The sequence below is a fragment of the Flavobacterium sp. RSP15 genome (genome assembly GCF_003968755.1).
GTDB lineage: Bacteria > Bacteroidota > Bacteroidia > Flavobacteriales > Flavobacteriaceae > Flavobacterium.
The window spans coordinates 61,201-78,915 of record NZ_RYDL01000004.1 but is presented as its reverse complement, the minus strand read 5'-3'; the positions used below and the strand labels follow the sequence as shown (position 1 = coordinate 78,915).

Below are 17,715 nucleotides of genomic sequence, written 5' to 3'. Positions count from 1 at the left end.
ATTAAAGGTCTTTAGTTAATGATTGAATGATCTTATTTTCTGGGAAAAATTCTTTCCCTATCACCTTAATTATTGTATACAATGGAACGGCTACGATCATTCCCAATATTCCAAAAAGAAAACCGGCAATTAAGATAACCAGAAATATTTCTAAGGGATGTGAACTGACACTTTTTGAAAAGATAATAGGTTGGGACAAATTGTTGTCAATAATCTGAACGATCCAAAAACCAATAAGAACGTAAATTGTCGTAGGTAAAATATCGGATTGGAAGTCACCGCCTAAATTGCTGATCATAGTCAAAATTGCGGCTAACACCGATGCAATTAATGGACCTATGTAGGGGATAATATTTAATACAGCACATAAAAAAGCAATAACAATTGCATCGGGAATACCAAAAATGACTAAGACGATCAGGTATAAAAGAAACACAATAAATAATTGAAGCAATAATCCAATAAAATAACGCGATAGTAAATGGTTGATCTTTTCCAGTGAATTTAAAATTTGAAATTCATGGCTATTGGGAATTAATTTTTTTGCTCCTAAAAGAAACATTAATCGGTCTTTTAAAAAGAAAAAAGTAATAAACAGTACCGAAGCCAATCCCACACCAAAACTACTGATTGTTCCCAAAATAGCATTTAGAAAATTTGGAATGATATTAAAATTTATTTTAGAGGAAATGTTGGCTTCCTTAAGTATTTGTGAGGAATCAATTTGATGACTTTCCAAAAACACACTGATCTGATTGGCTAACTCAATTATATTTTTTTCAATTTCTGCTGTGTTTAGCAGTGATAAATTTTGTCCTTGGGATAAAATCAAAGGAATAAACATCATTATGAAACCAAATATAATCAGTATAAAAATAAACAAAGTGGTAATAGTAGCAAATAGATGATTAAATTTTAATCTCCGTTTAAAAAAATCTAAAATAGGATTTCCAATCATTGTGAATATAAATGATACTACAAGATAAATTATCACCGATTGAATTTGGTAGAAAAAGAACAGCACTAAAGCACCTAGCACTAAGGTAAGTAGCGCACGGATAATGCCGCTAGAAATGGTTTTTGACGTAATCATATCTTTATATTAAGGGCTAAAGATAAAAAAAACTCGCTAACAAGTAGCGAGTTTTAAATTCTAAAAAACTAAAAATTATATTCCGAAACTCGCTCTTGCTCCACCAGAAACAAAAATTGCATCCATTCTTGATTTTTGGCCGTTAGAGAACATGTACATACCTCTATCATCTGTATAATCCATGTAATTCATAGTCATTTCTACAGGAGTACCAGAGCATGTACTGTAATGAGGGTAGGTAGGAACACCATAATTAGCAGTATTGTGCGTAGGCGTGTCAGAAACTAAATCGCTTCCACAAGTTGCATCACCCCAAATGTGACGTAAATTCATCCAGTGTCCTACTTCGTGAGTTGCTGTTCTTCCTAGATTAAATGGCGCTGTTACTGTCCCGGTAGTACCGAATGCATTGTTATCCATTACTACTCCATCGGTAGACGATGCACCTCCAGGAAATTGTGCGTAGCCTAGAATACCGCCACCAAGATTACAAGACCACATGTTTAATACAGTTGTTGGTGTAGTTGGAACGATTCCATTTGTTGATTTTTTCATAGAATCATCTGTAGACCAAGATGTTATAGTAGTAGATCTTCTCTTTACACTTTGTAAGACGAATGTAATTCCAACATTTGCTTTTACTCCTGAAAATGCTGCGGGAACTGAATTATAATCAGAATTTGCAGCATTAAAATCTTTATTCAATACGTCAATTTGGGATTGGATTTGTGCCAGCGAAATATTTTCAGCTGTAGTTCTGTATAAAACGTTTACGACCACTGGGATTTCTACTTTACCGTTAACTAAGCGACCAGATAACATTGCTTTGTCAGTAAAAGCTTCAATTTTATTCATTCGCAAAACTAATGACGGATCAGCTTTCATTTGGGCAGCTAACACCTCTTGAGATGCGCAACCACGTTTTGTAACTGCATCAGCTGATGGAGTAATTTCTGTTGTGTCATTTTGACAAGAAAAAAGCATTAATAATGCTACAGCAGATAAAAGAATTTTTTTCATAATGAATTTGTTATAAATTAATAGATTTGGTTTATTATATCACAATTTTATAACAATTTTTATTTAAAAAAAATTTTTATGATTACTTATTTATAAAATAATTTAAATCTTGCTTTTTGGATAAGAACAGTAAAACTATTTAAATAAAATTTAGGCTGTTAATTGGTTACTTATCGTAATGAAGAAATATAAAGAGGTAATGCTGATAAATAAAAATAGGCGACTTTTTAGGTCGCTTATTTTATAAATTTATTTAGGAATTATACTCCAAAACCTGCTCTTGCTCCGCCTGTAACAAAAATTGCAGCCATTCTTGATTTTTGGCCATTAGAGAACATATACATACCCCTATCATCTGTGTAATCCATGTAATTCATAGTCATTTCTACAGGAGTTCCAGAGCATGTGCTGTAATGAGGATAAGCAGGAACACCATAATTAGCAGTGTTGTGTGTAGGTGTATCAGAAACTAAATCGCTTCCACAGGTAGCATCTCCCCAAATGTGACGTAAGTTCATCCAGTGGCCTACTTCATGAGTAGCTGTTCTTCCTAAGTTATAAGGATATGCACCTGATCCAGATAATCCAAAATATTTTGAATCGACTACAACACCATCAGTAGCTGATGATCCTCCAGGAAATTGAGCGTAACCTAATATCCCACCGCCAATAGTACAGGCCCACATGTTAAGTTTTGTTTCTGGTGAAGTAGGATCTAAACCTCCTTGTTTTGTTTTTTTCATAGCATCTCTGGTTCCCCAAGATGTTTTAGTAGTAGATTTTCTATTTATTGTTTCTAAAACGAAAGTAATACCAACATTTGCTGCAACTCCAGAGAACAAAGCGGGAGTACTGCTGAAATCTGAATTTGTAGCATTAAAATCATCATTTAACACATCAATTTGAGATTGAATTTGAGCATCAGTAATGTTTTCTGCTGCAGTTTTGTACAATACGTTAACTACAACAGGAATTTCGATTTTACCATTTACTAATCTGCCAGTTAGCATAGCTTTTTGGGTAAATGCTTCAATTTTATTCATTCTCAAGGCTAATGTAGGGTCTGCTTTCATTTGTGCAGCAAGAACTTCTTGAGTGGCACAACCGCGTTGAGATATAGCGCTTGCTTCCGAAGTTGTTTCTGCTGTATCATTTTGACAAGAGAAAAGCATTAAAAATGCCGCAACAGGTAAAAAAATTTTTTTCATAATCGGGTTTGTTATAAATTAATAGATTTGGTTAACTATTTCACAATTTTATAACAATTTTTTCATAAAAAAAATAAATATCTATTATTTTTAAAAAATAAATATCAATTATGACTTTTTAGTAGCCTCTTTCTGCTGTCGTGTTCTTGATTTACCTCTGGTCTTAATAAAATATATTTAGAAAGATTATAATTAATATTATTCTTATTAAATGATTCTTTAATGCTAATTTTGCCTCTGTAAAAAGAAAGTAATGGTGGATTTTTCAACTATTTATTTTAACAATTAATACTAATCTATATTTTTTATTTGATCGTTAGCGATGGCATCTTTCAAAGAAGGATATTAAGAATTATAAAGCTACAGAACTCGAAAGTTTAAAAGTCATAAAGTCAAAATAATTGTAAAATAGTATCTTGAAATCAATTTGTTACGTCATTTTATCTAATTGAAAAACAAGGCATTATACGATGATTGTTAGTCAAAATAAATTATTGGTAAGCCGTGTTAATTATTAAAAATATAATTGATAATATTTACCCCCATTTTTAATGCTTTTTCTCGAATCGCTACTGGATCATTATTGACTTCCGGATCTTCCCATCCATCTCCTAAATCGGATTCATAGGTATAAAGCAGTACTAATTTATTTTTTATAAAAAGTCCAAAAGCCTGAGGTCGTTTACCGTCATGTTCGTGTATTTTGGGTAATCCGTTTGGGAATGAGAATGGTTTTTGAAAAATGGCATGATTCGCAGGAATCTCCACTAGACTATTATTTGGAAATATTTTTTTGATTTCTTTTCGGATGTATTGGTCCATTCCATAATTATCATCAATATGAAGAAATCCTCCTGCCAGCAAATAATTTTTAAGATTGTCACTATCAGCAGCGCTAAAAACTACATTTCCATGGCCAGTCATATGCACATAAGGGTATGAAAATAAATCAGTACTACTGGGCTCAACCGTGGCTGGCTTTATTTTTATTTGGGTATTTATAGTTGCATTGCAGTATTTTATCAAATTGGGTAGTGAAGTTGGATTTGCATACCAATCACCACCGCCACTATATTTTAGTAATGCAATTTCCTGCGAAAACAATGGTATAGAGAAGATTAACAGTAGATAAAATAGGTACCTCATAATTAATAAAATCAGTGATTATTAGTGTTAGCCTTCATTAATAAATACTACACTTTGACAAGCCACTATTGCTGCCGTTTCTGTTCGTAGCCTTGTATTTCCTAATGAAACAGCAGTAAAATCATTTTCAAGAGCCAATACAATTTCTTTTTCCGAAAAATCGCCTTCAGGACCTATCAGTATTGTAATATCTTCATTAGGTTTCAAAACGGATTTCAGTGATCTTTTATCTGTTTCTTCGCAATGTGCAATCAGTTTTAAACCTTTATTTTTTAGTTTGACAAATTCTTTAAAGGTGATGGCAGGATTCAATTTTGGCAGGTATAATTCATTAGATTGCTTCATGGCAGTCAATAAAATTTTATCAAATCGCTCATTATTGATAACTTTTCGTTCTGAGTGGTCACAAATAATTGGTGTTATTTCGTGAATGCCTATTTCGGTTGCTTTTTCCAAAAACCATTCGTAACGATCATTCATTTTAGTTGGCGCTACAGCCAGATGTATGTGAAATTTTGCAACTGGGGCTTTTTCGAACGAAAGGATTTTGACGGTGCATTTACTGTCAGATGCCAGTGTTATTTCTGTTTTAAATAAGTAGCCTGAACCATTGGTTACAAACAAGATATCGGTATCTTTCTTACGTAATACTTTAATAATATGTTTGCTCTCTTCTTTATCAAAAGAAAAAATTTCTGTAGATTCTGTAATAGTAGGGTTAAAGAATAATTGCATAATTTATAATTGTATTCTTGCTTTAGAAACAACAGATGAAGTTTCAAATGTTTGGGTTAAAAATTTTTGATATCCTACAATTCCTATCATTGCAGCATTATCAGTGGTGTATTCAAATTTAGGAATAAAGGTTTTCCAACCATATATGTTTTCTGTTTCCTTTAATGTATTTCGGATTCCGGAATTAGCAGAAACGCCTCCGCCGATGGCTATTTGTTTGATCCCGGTTTCTTTTACGGCTAATTTTAATTTGTCCATTAAAATTTCAATAATAGTATGTTGGATTGATGCGCAAATATCATTTAGATTCTCAGCAACAAAGTTTGGATTTTCTAATTTTTTCTTTTGAATAAAATATAAAATAGCCGTTTTCAAACCGGAGAAGCTAAAATTTAATCCTGGAACTTTAGGTTTTGTAAATGCAAATGCTTTTGGGTTTCCTAATTGCGCATATTTATCAATTAAGGGGCCACCAGGGTAGGGAAGTCCTAAAATTTTAGCGCTTTTGTCAAAAGCTTCTCCAACTGCGTCATCAGTGGTTTGACCAATTACGGTCATGTCAAAAAAATGATCTACTTTGATGATTTGTGTGTGTCCACCGCTTATAGTTAAGGCCAAGAACGGGAAAGTGGGTTTTTCATAGCCCTTCTCCTCTATATAATGTGCCAGGACATGAGCTTGCATGTGATTTACAGCAATCAAAGGAATTTGTAAGGCCAGGGCAAGTGATTTTGCAAACGAACTCCCTACCAGTAGCGAACCCATGAGTCCCGGACCTTGTGTAAATGCAATTGCAGATAACTGTTCTTTTTGTATATTTGCCTTTCGAAGCGCCGCATCGACTACCGGAACTATGTTTTGTTGGTGTGCACGTGAGGCGAGCTCAGGAACTACGCCACCATATTGATTATGAATTAGCTGATTTGCAACAACATTTGACAATACTTTATCGTTGTGTAAAATGGCCGCTGCAGTATCATCACAAGAACTTTCAATGGCAAGAATAAAAACCTCGGGATTTTGCATAAAAAGGCATAAATTTGGAGTTACATTTGATGATTAGTTTACAAAGAACAACAATTTTGTAAAGGCCAAAATTAAAGAATTTTTATTTAAGGCGCAGGAGTTTCCAGAGGTAAAATGAAATTTTAAAAAATTTAAATATATAGTAAGTATCAAAAAAATAAAAAAAATAGTATTTCGGTCTCTAGTTGGACTAATCCTACTTTTACTTGTACTTGGTATTGCTCTTACCCTGCCATTTGTTCAAACTAAAATAGCACAGTATTTCACCCGAAGTCTCAATAAAGACTTTGGAACTAATATTGCTATTGACGGAGTTGTTATATCTGTTTTTGGAGGCATAAAATTCAAAAAAGTATTGATTCTGGATTACCATAAAGACACTTTAATTTATTCAGATAGAATTGCAACGACTATTTTAGAAGGTAAAAAATTGCTAGACGGTGATCTGATTTTTGGGGATTTACGGTTGAGTGGTTTAGTCTTTAATTTAAAAACGTATAAAAATGAAAAAGAGTCCAATCTCAATAAATTTATAGCCGCTTTTGAAACCGGAAGACCATCAACAAAAAAGTTTCTGCTCACCGTAAAGGAATTGAAAATTTACGATAGTCATTTTATTTTGACAAATTTAAATCGTGAAATTCCAAAAGACCTGGATTTTACTAAACTGAATGCTTCCGTAACGAATTTTAAAATTCATGGTCAGGATTTGACGACTATGATTGATAAAATGTCATTTTTAGATTTTCGGGGTTTGTATGTTAAAAATCTAAACTCAAAATTCAGTTATTCCAGAAAAAACTTAAAACTAGAAAATCTGAATTTGTTGACCAAAGAATCCACCTTAAAAGGGACTGTATTGTTAAATTATAAAATTGAAGATTTTTCTAATTTTACCGATAAAGTGCTCTTTGATATTAAACTAGATGCTGCCTCAATTGCTTCAAATGACATTCGTTACTTTTATAAAGAAATAGGGAAAAATCAACATTTTTATATTAAAGCATTTATTAAAGGAACGCTTAATGATTTGAAATTCACAAACTTAAAATTAGTTGATGATCGGAAAACACAGATCAACGGTGCTATTAATTTTAAAAACTTGTTTGCCAAAAAAGGGCAAAAATTTTCGATGTATGCCAGATTTGACAAATTAATCTCTAGCTATGATGATTTGATAGTTATATTACCTAATATTTTGGGAAATAAATTACCCAGTTCTCTAAAAAAATTAGGACGATTTTCAGCTTCCGGAGTTTCAAATGTTTCTACAACTGTCGTTAAAGCTGATTTTTCTATGGTAACAGCGTTAGGTAAAGTAATCTCTAATTTAGAAATAGAAAATATAAATTTTATTGATAAGGCTTCTTATGTAGGGAACGTTATTTTAGAAAATTTTGATATTGGAACTTTATTGGACCAAAAAGAACTAGGAAAGGTAAGTTTGAATATGGCTATTGATGGTAAAGGATTCAAGGAAAAATACCTAGACACGGCCATCAAAGGGATCATTAGCCAAATAGAGTATAAAACATACAATTACACAAATATTGATGTCAATGGAACCCTTAAAAACCCCAATTACAAAGGGCAAATTGCCATAAGGGATCCTAATTTAAGGATGAATTTTGACGGTTTATTGGATTTAAGCAAAAAAGACAATAGATACGATTTTCACATTAATGTTGAAACCGCCGATTTGAATAAATTAAAATTAATTAAGGATTCTATTGCGGTATTTAAAGGCGATGTGGTAGTTCAGGCATCAGGAAATACTGTAGAAAATTTTCAAGGAAATGTTTATATCAACGAAACGTCCTATAAAAATGCAAAAGACACGTATATTTTTGATGATTTTACCATAATTTCAACTTTTGATGAAAAAAGAGTGAGAACCATAACTGTAAATTCACCGGATATTGTTCAGGGTGAAATTGTAGGTAAATATGAATTCAACCAATTGGAAAACCTGGCAAAGAATTCTTTGGGAAGTCTGTATACGAATTTCAAACCTAACAAGGTAAAAAAAGGACAGTTTCTTAAGTTTAATTTCTCTATCTATAATAAAATAATTGAAATATTTTACCCTGATATTTCTATTGCTCCCAACACCATTATTAAAGGAAATATAAACTCTGATAATCAGGAATTTAAACTCAATTTTAATTCGCCTCAAATTATAGCTTCAAACAATACACTTGATAATATAAGAGTTTCGGTCGACAATAAAAATCCGCTGTATAATGCCTACATAGAACTGGACAGCATAAAAACAAAACACTATAAAATACGTGATTTTAGTCTTATAAATGTCACAATGAAAGACACGCTGTATTTTCGTTCGGAGTTTAAAGGGGGACCAAAGGCAGAGGATTATTTTAATCTGAATTTATACCATACTATAAATGAGGATAACAATAATGTAGTTGGAATTAGTAAATCAGAGGTGAAATTCAAAGACTATTTGTGGTTTTTGAACGAAAAAGAAGCAACTGATAACAAAATTGTTTTTGATAAATCATTTCAAAATTTCAACATTGATAATATTGTGTTGTCACATGAAGAACAGGAAATTTCTTTAGTGGGACTTTTTAAAAATACTACAATCAAGGATTTACAACTGAGTTTTAAAGATGTGGATCTAAACAAAATAACACCCGCTAATGATAAGTTTATTGCAAATGGAAATATCAATGGCGAAGTAAATTTCAAGCAAAACAAAGATGTTTTTCAGCCTACATCTTCTATAGTTATTGATAATTTGAATTTAAATAAAATAGATTTAGGAACTTTAAATTTTGAAATTGAAGGTGATGAAAATCTTAGCAAGTTTATTATAAATTCTAATTTAGAGAACAAAAATTTTGAATCATTTAATGCGGATGGTAGTTTTGAAATTGTCAATAAAGAAACCATTCTTGATTTGAGGCTAAAATTTGATAAATTTAATATCGCAACCTTGAACTCTTTGGGTGGTGAAGTATTGTCTAATATACGAGGTTCAATAGCCGGGAATGCTACCATAGAAGGAAATCTTAAGAAACCTAGTATAAATGGCAGATTGTATCTTGACCAAGCAGGAATAACCATACCCTACCTGAATGTGGATTACGGTTTAAGTGACAACACAATTATAGACCTGACCGATGAACGATTTTTGTTTAGAAACAATACTTTGACCGACACAAAATTTGGTACTGTAGGGAAGTTAAACGGAAGTATTGGGCATACTAATTTTTCGGATTGGAAATTAGATTTAACCGTTAATTCAAAAAGGCTTTTAGCGTTAGACACTAAGGATACTGAAGATTCAGCTTATTATGGTTCTGCATTTATCGATGGAGTTGCCACTATAAAAGGACCAACTAATTCATTGTTTATAAAAGTAGCTGCAAAATCAGAGAAAGGAACAGCCATAAAAATTCCTATTAATAATGCCGAAAGTGTAAGTGATAATATTTTTCTTCATTTTCTGACTGCTAAGGAAAAATACAATGTAAGGAATGGTATTGTGGAAAACACTCGGAATTATAATGGCCTTGAATTGGAGTTTGATTTTGATATTACACCGGATGCCGAAGTAGAGGTAATTCTAGACCGAAACACAGGTCACGGAATGAAGGGAAAAGGTTTTGGCTCTTTGTTGTTTAAAATAAACACGACGGGGAAATTCAATATGTGGGGTGATTTTCAAGCGTATGAAGGGACTTATAATTTTAAATATGGAGGACTGATAGACAAGAAGTTTGAGGTCAAAAAAGGAGGGTCAATTTCCTGGGAAGGGAATCCGATGCGCGCACAGTTAAATCTTGAAGCAGTATACAAAACTACTGCAAATCCTGCAATTTTGTTAGAAAATGCTTCTTTTAATACGAAAGTCCCCGTGGAAGTAGTTATAGGAATTAGAGGCGATTTGACTAGTCCGGAACCCGATTTTAATATTGAATTTCCAACAGTCAGCACGGTGTTAAAATCGGAAATTCAATATAAGTTAAATGATAAGGACGTGAGGCAAACTCAAGCATTGTACTTATTATCTTCCGGTGGATTTTTAAGTCCGGAAGGAGTAAGTCAATCTGATTTTTCAGGAAGTTTGTTTGAGACCGCCTCTAGTCTTTTAGGAGGAATAATACAATCTGACGATGAAAAATTCAAAGTGGGTCTGAATTTCATTGGAGCCGACAGAAGAATAGGAAGAGAAACAGATGGACGGTTTGTTGCAACAATTTCATCCAAAATAAACGAAAGAATAACGATCAATGGAAAACTAGGAGTTCCTTTTGGTGGGATTAATGAATCCGCTATCGTGGGAGACGTTGAAGTGTTATATAGGGTTAATGAGGATGGAACACTTAATTTACGATTGTTTAATAAAGAAAATGATATCAATTATATTGGGCAAGGGATTGGTTATACCCAAGGTTTAGGAGTTTCTTACGAAGTAGATTTTGATACGTTCAAGGAGTTAGTCAATAAAATTTTTACGAATCTAAAAATAGACAGAGTGACAGTACCCGTCGCTGAAGATCAAGATTCTGACTTATCTCCTGATTATATTAATTTTTTGAAATCTAAAAAAAACAAAACAGAAAAAATAAAAAAAAATCAAGAAGGTTTGATCCCGGAGGAAAACTAATTTTTTTTTAATCAGTGAGGAATCGGAACCAAGAATTCAGACACATGAGAATCCGGATAGGAGTTTTACGGTATCTGATTCAGTACTAATTAAAGAAATTTCAGACTTACCACAAAGGCGTTTTTTTTTAATTCCTCATTTGTAAATACGTAATGGATCATTGTCATAAAACAATCATAAAAACGCTTAAATTGTTAATTATCAAATAAAAATTCATTATTTTTTTATTTTGTTAAATAAAATTCGTTTTATTTTGATTTTTCGAAAACTTATTAACGAAAACGTTTGAATTTTGGTTGCTAAACTAATTTATAAAAAACACGGCTCTGTAAGTGCTGAATGTTTGCTAATTTTACACTTTAATACTTAAATAATGCCAAAAACAATAAAAAAAGTTGGTGTTCTTACTTCGGGAGGAGACTCACCAGGTATGAATGCAGCAATTAGATCCGTTGTTCGGACATGTGCGTATCATGCTATTGAATGTATAGGAATATACAGAGGATATCAGGGAATGATTGAAGGCGACTTCAAAGAAATGGGACCTCGTAGCGTAAACAACATTGTTAACAAAGGAGGGACAATTTTGAAGTCAGCACGTTCTTTAGAATTTAAAACTCCAGAAGGAAGAAAAAAAGCACACGATAACCTGATTAAAGCAGGAATAGATGCTCTAGTAGTAATAGGGGGCGACGGTACTTTTACCGGTGGTTTGTTGTTCAATAATGAATTTGATTTTCCAGTAATGGGAATTCCGGGAACTATTGATAACGATATTTTTGGGACCACCCATACTTTAGGATATGATACCGCTTTGAATACCGTTGTGGATGTCATTGATAAAATTAGAGATACCGCAAGTTCACACAATCGTTTATTCTTTGTAGAAGTGATGGGTAGAGATGCCGGTCACATCGCTTTGAATGCCGGTATTGGTGCCGGTGCCGAAGAAATTCTGATTCCAGAAGAAGATTTAGGATTAGAGCGATTGTTAGAATCCCTGCAAAAAAGTAAGGCTTCTGGTAAATCATCCAGCATTGTTGTAATAGCAGAAGGAGATAAAATAGGAAAAAACGTATTTGAATTAAAAGATTACGTAGAAGCTAATTTACCGGAATATGATGTTAGAGTTTCTGTTCTGGGTCACATGCAACGTGGTGGTTCCCCTTCTTGTTTTGATCGGGTTCTTGCTAGTAGATTAGGTGTAAAAGCAGTTGAATCTTTGCTGGAAGGCAAGTCAAAGTTCATGGTAGGATTACAGAACGATACTGTTATATTGACACCTCTGGAACAAGCTATTAAAGGTAAAACAGAAATTGATAGAGAATTATTAAGAGTTTCAGACATAATGTCTACATAGAGGGATTAAAGTTTACAGCGAGTAAAGTAGACTTTAGAAACCGTTAATATTTAAATAAATAAAAATTAAAGTAAAATGTCAAAAGTAAAATTAGGAATAAACGGTTTTGGGAGAATAGGAAGAATAGTTTTTAGAGAATCTTATAATAGAGATAATGTAGAAGTAGTTGCAATTAACGATTTATTAGATGTAGATCATTTAGCTTACTTATTAAAATATGATTCAGTACACGGTCGTTTCAATGGAACTGTAGAAGTAAAAGAAGGAAAACTTTTTGTAAACGGAAAAAACATTCGTATTACAGCTGAAAGAAATCCAGCGGATTTAAAATGGAATGAAGTTGATGTAGATGTAGTTGCTGAATGTACTGGTTTTTTTACAACTATTGAAACTGCAAACGAGCACATCAAAGGTGGTGCCAAAAAAGTAATCATTTCTGCACCTTCTGCTGATGCGCCAATGTTTGTAATGGGTGTAAACCATGATAAAGCGTTAGCTTCAGATACAGTGGTTTCTAATGCTTCTTGTACTACAAATTGTTTGGCTCCTTTGGCCAAAGTAATCAATGATAATTTTGGAATTGTTGAAGGTTTGATGACTACTATTCATGCAACAACTTCAACTCAAATGACAAATGACGGACCATCAAGAAAAGATTTCCGTGGCGGTAGATCAGCATTAGTCAACATGATTCCATCTAGTACAGGTGCTGCAAAAGCAGTAGGTAAAGTGATTCCGGAATTGAACGGAAAACTAACAGGGATGTCTATGCGTGTTCCTACTGTAGATGTTTCAGTAGTAGATTTGACCGTTAAATTAGCAAAAGAAACAACCTACGAAGAAATCATGGCTGTTCTAAAAACAGCTTCTGAAACCACTATGAAAGGTGTTTTAGGATATACCGAAGATGCTGTAGTATCACAAGATTTCGTTTCGGATCCCCGTACTTCAATTGTGGATGCTAATGCAGGAATTGGTTTGAATTCTACTTTTTTCAAAATTGTATCTTGGTATGATAATGAGTATGGTTATTCAAGCAAATTGATCGATTTATCAGTACATATTGCAGGTTTAAAATAATTAATTATATTTGCGAAGTCCCGTTATCTTTTTAGTAACGGGACTTTATTTTTTATTCCCTTTTTCATTTATATTTTTTTAATACCCTCCTTTATGAAAGTATTAGGAAATATAACAACAAAACCAAAAACCAGAAAAAAATGAGATTAATAGTTGATAGTGGTTCTACCAAAGCCGATTGGATTGCAATAGATACAAATGGTAAAATATTGTTTACAACTCAAACCTTAGGATTGAATCCTGAAGTACTTGAAGAAGATGAAATTATTGAACGCTTAAATGATCGTTTTGATATTTTGCAAAACAAGAAAAATGCAACCCATTTGTTTTTTTATGGAGCAGGTTGTGGCACTGAAAGAATGAAAATTGCACTGTCTCAGGTTTTTCAAAAGTATTTTCCTAATGCTATTATAGATGTCAAAGAAGATACCTATGCAGCCGTTTATGCAACGACTCCAAAGGGAGAAAAAGCAATTGTTTCTATACTGGGGACAGGATCAAACTGCAGTTATTTTGATGGCAAAGAACTCCATCAAAAAGTACAGTCATTGGGATATATCGCCATGGATGATTGCAGCGGAAATGTTTTTGGAAAAGAATTAATCAGAAAGTACTATTTTAATAAAATGCCAAAAGAACTGGCCGTTGAATTCGAGAAAGAATACAACCTTGATCCAGATGCTATAAAAAGCAAATTGTACAAAGAAGCCAATCCAAATGCGTATTTAGCGACTTTTGCGAAGTTCCTGATTCAGCACAAAGAAACGGAGTTCTGCAGAAAAATTATTTTCAAAGGAATGAAATCTTTTGTGAAAAATTACATAAAACAATACGATAACTGCAAAGAAATTCCAGTTCATTTTGTGGGGTCCATAGCCTTTTATCTCAAAGAAGAGCTGCAAGAAATATTTGACAAATATGAGTTGCAATTAGGCAATGTATTGCGACGACCTATAGATGGTTTAATTGCATATCATATTGCAAATAAATAGTTTTTCAGAATTCAATTTTATTAAAAAACCACTGTTAATTTACTTGTTCTAAAGTAAATTAACAGTGGTTTTTTAATTTGTAATCAACTGATAACGGGCATTCTGAAATCGTTTCAACCGGTTATTCTTGCATTAATAATGAAAGCGGAAAACAAGTACTAAAGAATAGCGATCATTGAGATTTCAATATTAACATTTTTTGGCAAACAGGCCACTTGAACTGTTTCCCGTGCCGGAGCAGTTTGTTCGTTAAAATAGGAACCATAAACCGTATTTATTTTCCCGAAATCGGTCATATCCATAATAAAGATTGTGGTTTTCACTATGTTTTCAAATGTCATTCCGGCGGCTTCCAGAACTGCTTTCATATTTTGCATGACTTGTTCCGTTTCGGCTTCGATTGAATCAAGAACTAGCGTTCCAGTTACTGGATTTATTGCAATTTGACCTGATGCATACAGTGTATTTCCTTTTAGTACTGCTTGGTTGTACGGGCCAATTGGTGCAGGAGCATTTTCTGTAAAAATTATCTTTTTCATACGTTCTATTTAATGTAATTCAATTTAATTTAAAAGTCTCTTGGCCTAATTACCGGTTTATAGTACTTCGTTTGTCCCATTTGATGTCGCTGAGCACGCCTGATTTTATTCCAATGAAGAATCCCCAGTTTGCATTATCACCAAATGGAGACCAGTTAAAATCCATTCTCCAGCTTAATAAATCCCTTTCAAAACGAAGCTGAGTAAAGGTAACTCCTTTTTGAACAAAATCGTACCCTGTTGATACTCCTGCTTTCCATTTTGGAGTGATATCAGCATTAGCTGAAATCATTATTGAGTTACCAATGATTTGATTCTCTCTATTATTGTTTCCATAGGTCAAAGAATAGGCAAAGGTCATATCCCACGGTAATTTCGAATTAAAAAATTCAGAAATTTTATCTTCTCCATCATCTTCCTCTTCTTCGTTAAACTGACTTCTCCTATTGTCTCCTAAGTCCGTATTGGTACCAAAAAGATCATCTCCACGCCCCCCATTTCTTCGACTTTGTTCATTTGTGTCTTTTTCTTTTTTATCATTTCCTTTACTGGAAATAGAGTAATTTAAAGTCATATTAGAACTTGTCATTCTAAAAAGGCTGCCACCGTTGTTAATATTAAAGACATTAATTCGGTTTCCGGAGTTATCAATCGCGTAAGGATCTAACGTTGCGCCAAAATTGACATTCATTTTATTTTGAAAAAGTTGGGTACCTCCACTAACTCGTATCGGCGCAAAAGCTAATGAGTTGACACCATCTGCATCTAAATTATAGCTGGTAGATAGATTTAAGTTATTCAGCAGCATTATTTTTTTAGGTTCAACCTTGGTGCTATCGCTATCAGTGACCTTTGCCTCAAAAGTGTTGCTCAAATCAAATCCTAACGAATTCGAATTATTCAATCCGGGGGCTCCAAAGATCCCACTTTCAAATCTGGAATATTGTTTTGTCATTGTCCCGGTTGCATCGGATGCGTAGGTGTCATAATATTTTTCGAAACTAGGGGTGTATCCATACGAAACAGATGGTCTCATTACGTGCCGAATCGATTTTATCTTTTTGTTTTCACCAAAGTTAAAAGTTCCATAAATAGTGGTTCCTAGACTAGAGGAGAAGGAATAGGTTCTAAAGGCATCAAAGCCATTGACCGTTTTATCGACTACGGCGCTTTGGTCTTGGTCAAAACTTCTTTCAATTGTTTTGGTGTACCAAATTTCCTCATAATTTACGGATGTAGACGCACTGAAATATTTAAATAATTTAAAATTGGTGCTTAACGGAATACTGTGTTGGAAACCAATTTTTGCATCCCGGAACATTTGTGGCTTGAAGAATAAAGAATCGGTAGTAACTATGCTGTTTCGGCCATTCAGATTATATTGTAAATTGATGTTCTTGAAAAAACCTTTTTTTATGCCGTCTTTGCCTACAAAAGGATAAATCCGATCCACACTCAGTTGTAGTGTAGGTAGTGTCATATTGATTTCTTCGGTTTGTGTATTTTGCGAGTGGGTTGCTGTCAATGACATTCTAACTTGTGGAATTGAAGTGAATGTTTTTGAATACGACACAGAAGAACTTAAAGTATTGTTTAGATTTGAACCAATATTTATCTGATTGATAGATTGTTGAAAATATTTACTACTTCCAAGATTTACAGAGGCCGAAAAACTAGAATTAGGATTCGATTTAGTGTCTTTGGAATGGGACCATTGGATGTTATAAATATTTTGTTTTAAGTAATCAGGGTAGCCTCTTTCGCTGGTAATTAAGTTTTCAAATCGAATGTTTAAGTTCCCTCTATAGTTGTATCTTTTGGCATAACTGGATTCAAAACGCAACCCGTAACTACCATTAGTATAATAATCGCCTAATACGGTTAAATCATAATTATCACTCAAGGCAAAATAATACCCTAAATTTTGCAAGGAAAACCCTCGGTTGTTGGAGTCGTTATAGCTCGGTAAAATTAATCCTGAAATGCTGGTTTCTTGGCTCATTGGAAAAAAAGCAAAAGGTAATGCAATTGGAGTAGGAACATTTGCAATAACCATATTAGTCAATCCCGTAACTACTTTTTTGCCTGGAATAAATTTTACTTTGCTGGTTTGAAAATAATATTCAGGATTGTCTACATCTTTTGAAGTAGTAAAACGGGCTCCTTTTAAAAAATAAACAGAATCATTTTCTTTTTTGGTCTGCGTTGCTTTTATTTTGAATTCGCCTTGATCTGATCGTGAGTTCCAAATTAAAGCTTTTTTTGTTTTAAAATTAAATCGGATAGAATCAGGTTCAATAACATTAGTGCCCTGTTTGAAATTTGGAAACTGTGTATATGCTCCTGTAGAATCCTTGATGCGACCGGCATAAACTTCATTTTTTTCATAATTCATTACAATTATACCAGACTTCAATTCAATGTCTTGATAATACAATTCTGCATTATCATACAAAGTAATGAGCTTTTTCTTTTGATCAATTTTTGCATATTGATCGGCTTTGTATTTTACCTTTCCGTCCAGAAATGCTTTTTTAGGCTTTATACTGTCTTTTTGTATTGAATCCTTCTCTTTTGTAATAGTTGTAACAGTAGGAACCTTTTTGATAGTTTCTAAAGTAGTACTATCTATTTGTTTAATAACGGAAATGGCCGTCTTTTTTTTTGATATATCTTGAGAATATAATTTTCCAGACCCTAAGGATAGGAAGATTGATAATAAAACGATATTAAATAAGTTTGTATGCAAAGGTTTAAATGCTATTTTTGTAAAATTATGGCCTGTTTTTTGAGATGTCAAACTTACATATAAATTTTTGTCAAAAATAGTCAAATAAATAAATTTATACCCTTAGTCTTCTAATTAAATTAACTTATAGC

At 33.0% G+C, this 17,715-nt stretch carries 12 protein-coding genes; 4 read left to right on the top strand and 8 right to left on the bottom strand.

The window, feature by feature from the left end:
- Position 1: 1 nt before the first annotated feature.
- The 6 genes from EKM00_RS06590 to tsaD all read right to left on the bottom strand — a co-directional run bounded on the left by EKM00_RS06590 (position 2) and on the right by tsaD (position 6,228).
- Entirely contained in the window at positions 2 to 1,093 is a 1,092-nt protein-coding gene (locus tag EKM00_RS06590) for an AI-2E family transporter (protein WP_126515641.1), read from the bottom strand.
- 75 nt (positions 1,094 to 1,168) lie between these two features.
- On the bottom strand, positions 1,169 to 2,113 hold the full coding sequence (locus tag EKM00_RS06585; protein WP_126453317.1) for a zinc metalloprotease: 945 nt from the start codon (positions 2,111 to 2,113) through the stop codon (positions 1,169 to 1,171).
- Positions 2,114 to 2,373: 260 nt separating this feature from the next.
- Positions 2,374 to 3,321 (bottom strand): zinc metalloprotease, encoded by a 948-nt coding sequence (locus tag EKM00_RS06580; RefSeq protein WP_126515640.1) that lies wholly within the window; start codon positions 3,319 to 3,321, stop codon positions 2,374 to 2,376.
- A gap of 507 nt (positions 3,322 to 3,828) precedes the next feature.
- Positions 3,829 to 4,467, bottom strand: coding sequence for a DUF4159 domain-containing protein (locus tag EKM00_RS06575; RefSeq protein ID WP_126515639.1), 639 nt, complete (start codon positions 4,465 to 4,467; stop codon positions 3,829 to 3,831).
- A gap of 27 nt (positions 4,468 to 4,494) precedes the next feature.
- Positions 4,495 to 5,202 carry a 16S rRNA (uracil(1498)-N(3))-methyltransferase gene (locus EKM00_RS06570; protein WP_126453326.1) on the bottom strand — a complete coding sequence of 236 codons (708 nt, stop codon included), beginning with the start codon at positions 5,200 to 5,202 and terminating at the stop codon, positions 4,495 to 4,497.
- Positions 5,203 to 5,205: 3 nt separating this feature from the next.
- Positions 5,206 to 6,228, bottom strand: coding sequence for a tRNA (adenosine(37)-N6)-threonylcarbamoyltransferase complex transferase subunit TsaD (tsaD, locus tag EKM00_RS06565; protein WP_126453328.1), 1,023 nt, complete (start codon positions 6,226 to 6,228; stop codon positions 5,206 to 5,208).
- 193 nt (positions 6,229 to 6,421) lie between these two features.
- On the opposite strand from tsaD, the gene EKM00_RS06560 reads away from it, so the two are divergent.
- The 4 genes from EKM00_RS06560 to EKM00_RS06545 all read left to right on the top strand — a co-directional run bounded on the left by EKM00_RS06560 (position 6,422) and on the right by EKM00_RS06545 (position 14,296).
- Positions 6,422 to 10,864, top strand: coding sequence for a translocation/assembly module TamB domain-containing protein (locus EKM00_RS06560; protein WP_126515638.1), 4,443 nt, complete (start codon positions 6,422 to 6,424; stop codon positions 10,862 to 10,864).
- A 373-nt stretch (positions 10,865 to 11,237) separates the two neighbouring features.
- Positions 11,238 to 12,224 (top strand): 6-phosphofructokinase, encoded by a 987-nt coding sequence (gene pfkA, locus EKM00_RS06555; RefSeq protein WP_126453334.1) that lies wholly within the window; start codon positions 11,238 to 11,240, stop codon positions 12,222 to 12,224.
- Positions 12,225 to 12,299: 75 nt separating this feature from the next.
- On the top strand, positions 12,300 to 13,304 hold the full coding sequence (gene gap / locus EKM00_RS06550) for a type I glyceraldehyde-3-phosphate dehydrogenase (RefSeq protein WP_126453337.1): 1,005 nt from the start codon (positions 12,300 to 12,302) through the stop codon (positions 13,302 to 13,304).
- 140 nt (positions 13,305 to 13,444) lie between these two features.
- Positions 13,445 to 14,296 carry an N-acetylglucosamine kinase gene (locus EKM00_RS06545; protein WP_126515637.1) on the top strand — a complete coding sequence of 284 codons (852 nt, stop codon included), beginning with the start codon at positions 13,445 to 13,447 and terminating at the stop codon, positions 14,294 to 14,296.
- A gap of 158 nt (positions 14,297 to 14,454) precedes the next feature.
- Here the strand turns inward: EKM00_RS06545 and EKM00_RS06540 are convergent, their stop codons facing one another.
- Both EKM00_RS06540 and EKM00_RS06535 read right to left on the bottom strand, forming a co-directional pair.
- The gene (locus EKM00_RS06540; RefSeq protein WP_126453343.1) at positions 14,455 to 14,835 is read right to left on the bottom strand and encodes a RidA family protein; all 381 of its coding nucleotides are present in this window, start codon (positions 14,833 to 14,835) and stop codon (positions 14,455 to 14,457) included.
- Positions 14,836 to 14,884: 49 nt separating this feature from the next.
- Positions 14,885 to 17,635 (bottom strand): putative LPS assembly protein LptD, encoded by a 2,751-nt coding sequence (locus EKM00_RS06535; RefSeq protein ID WP_126515636.1) that lies wholly within the window; start codon positions 17,633 to 17,635, stop codon positions 14,885 to 14,887.
- Between the last annotated feature and the right edge of the window lie 80 nt (positions 17,636 to 17,715).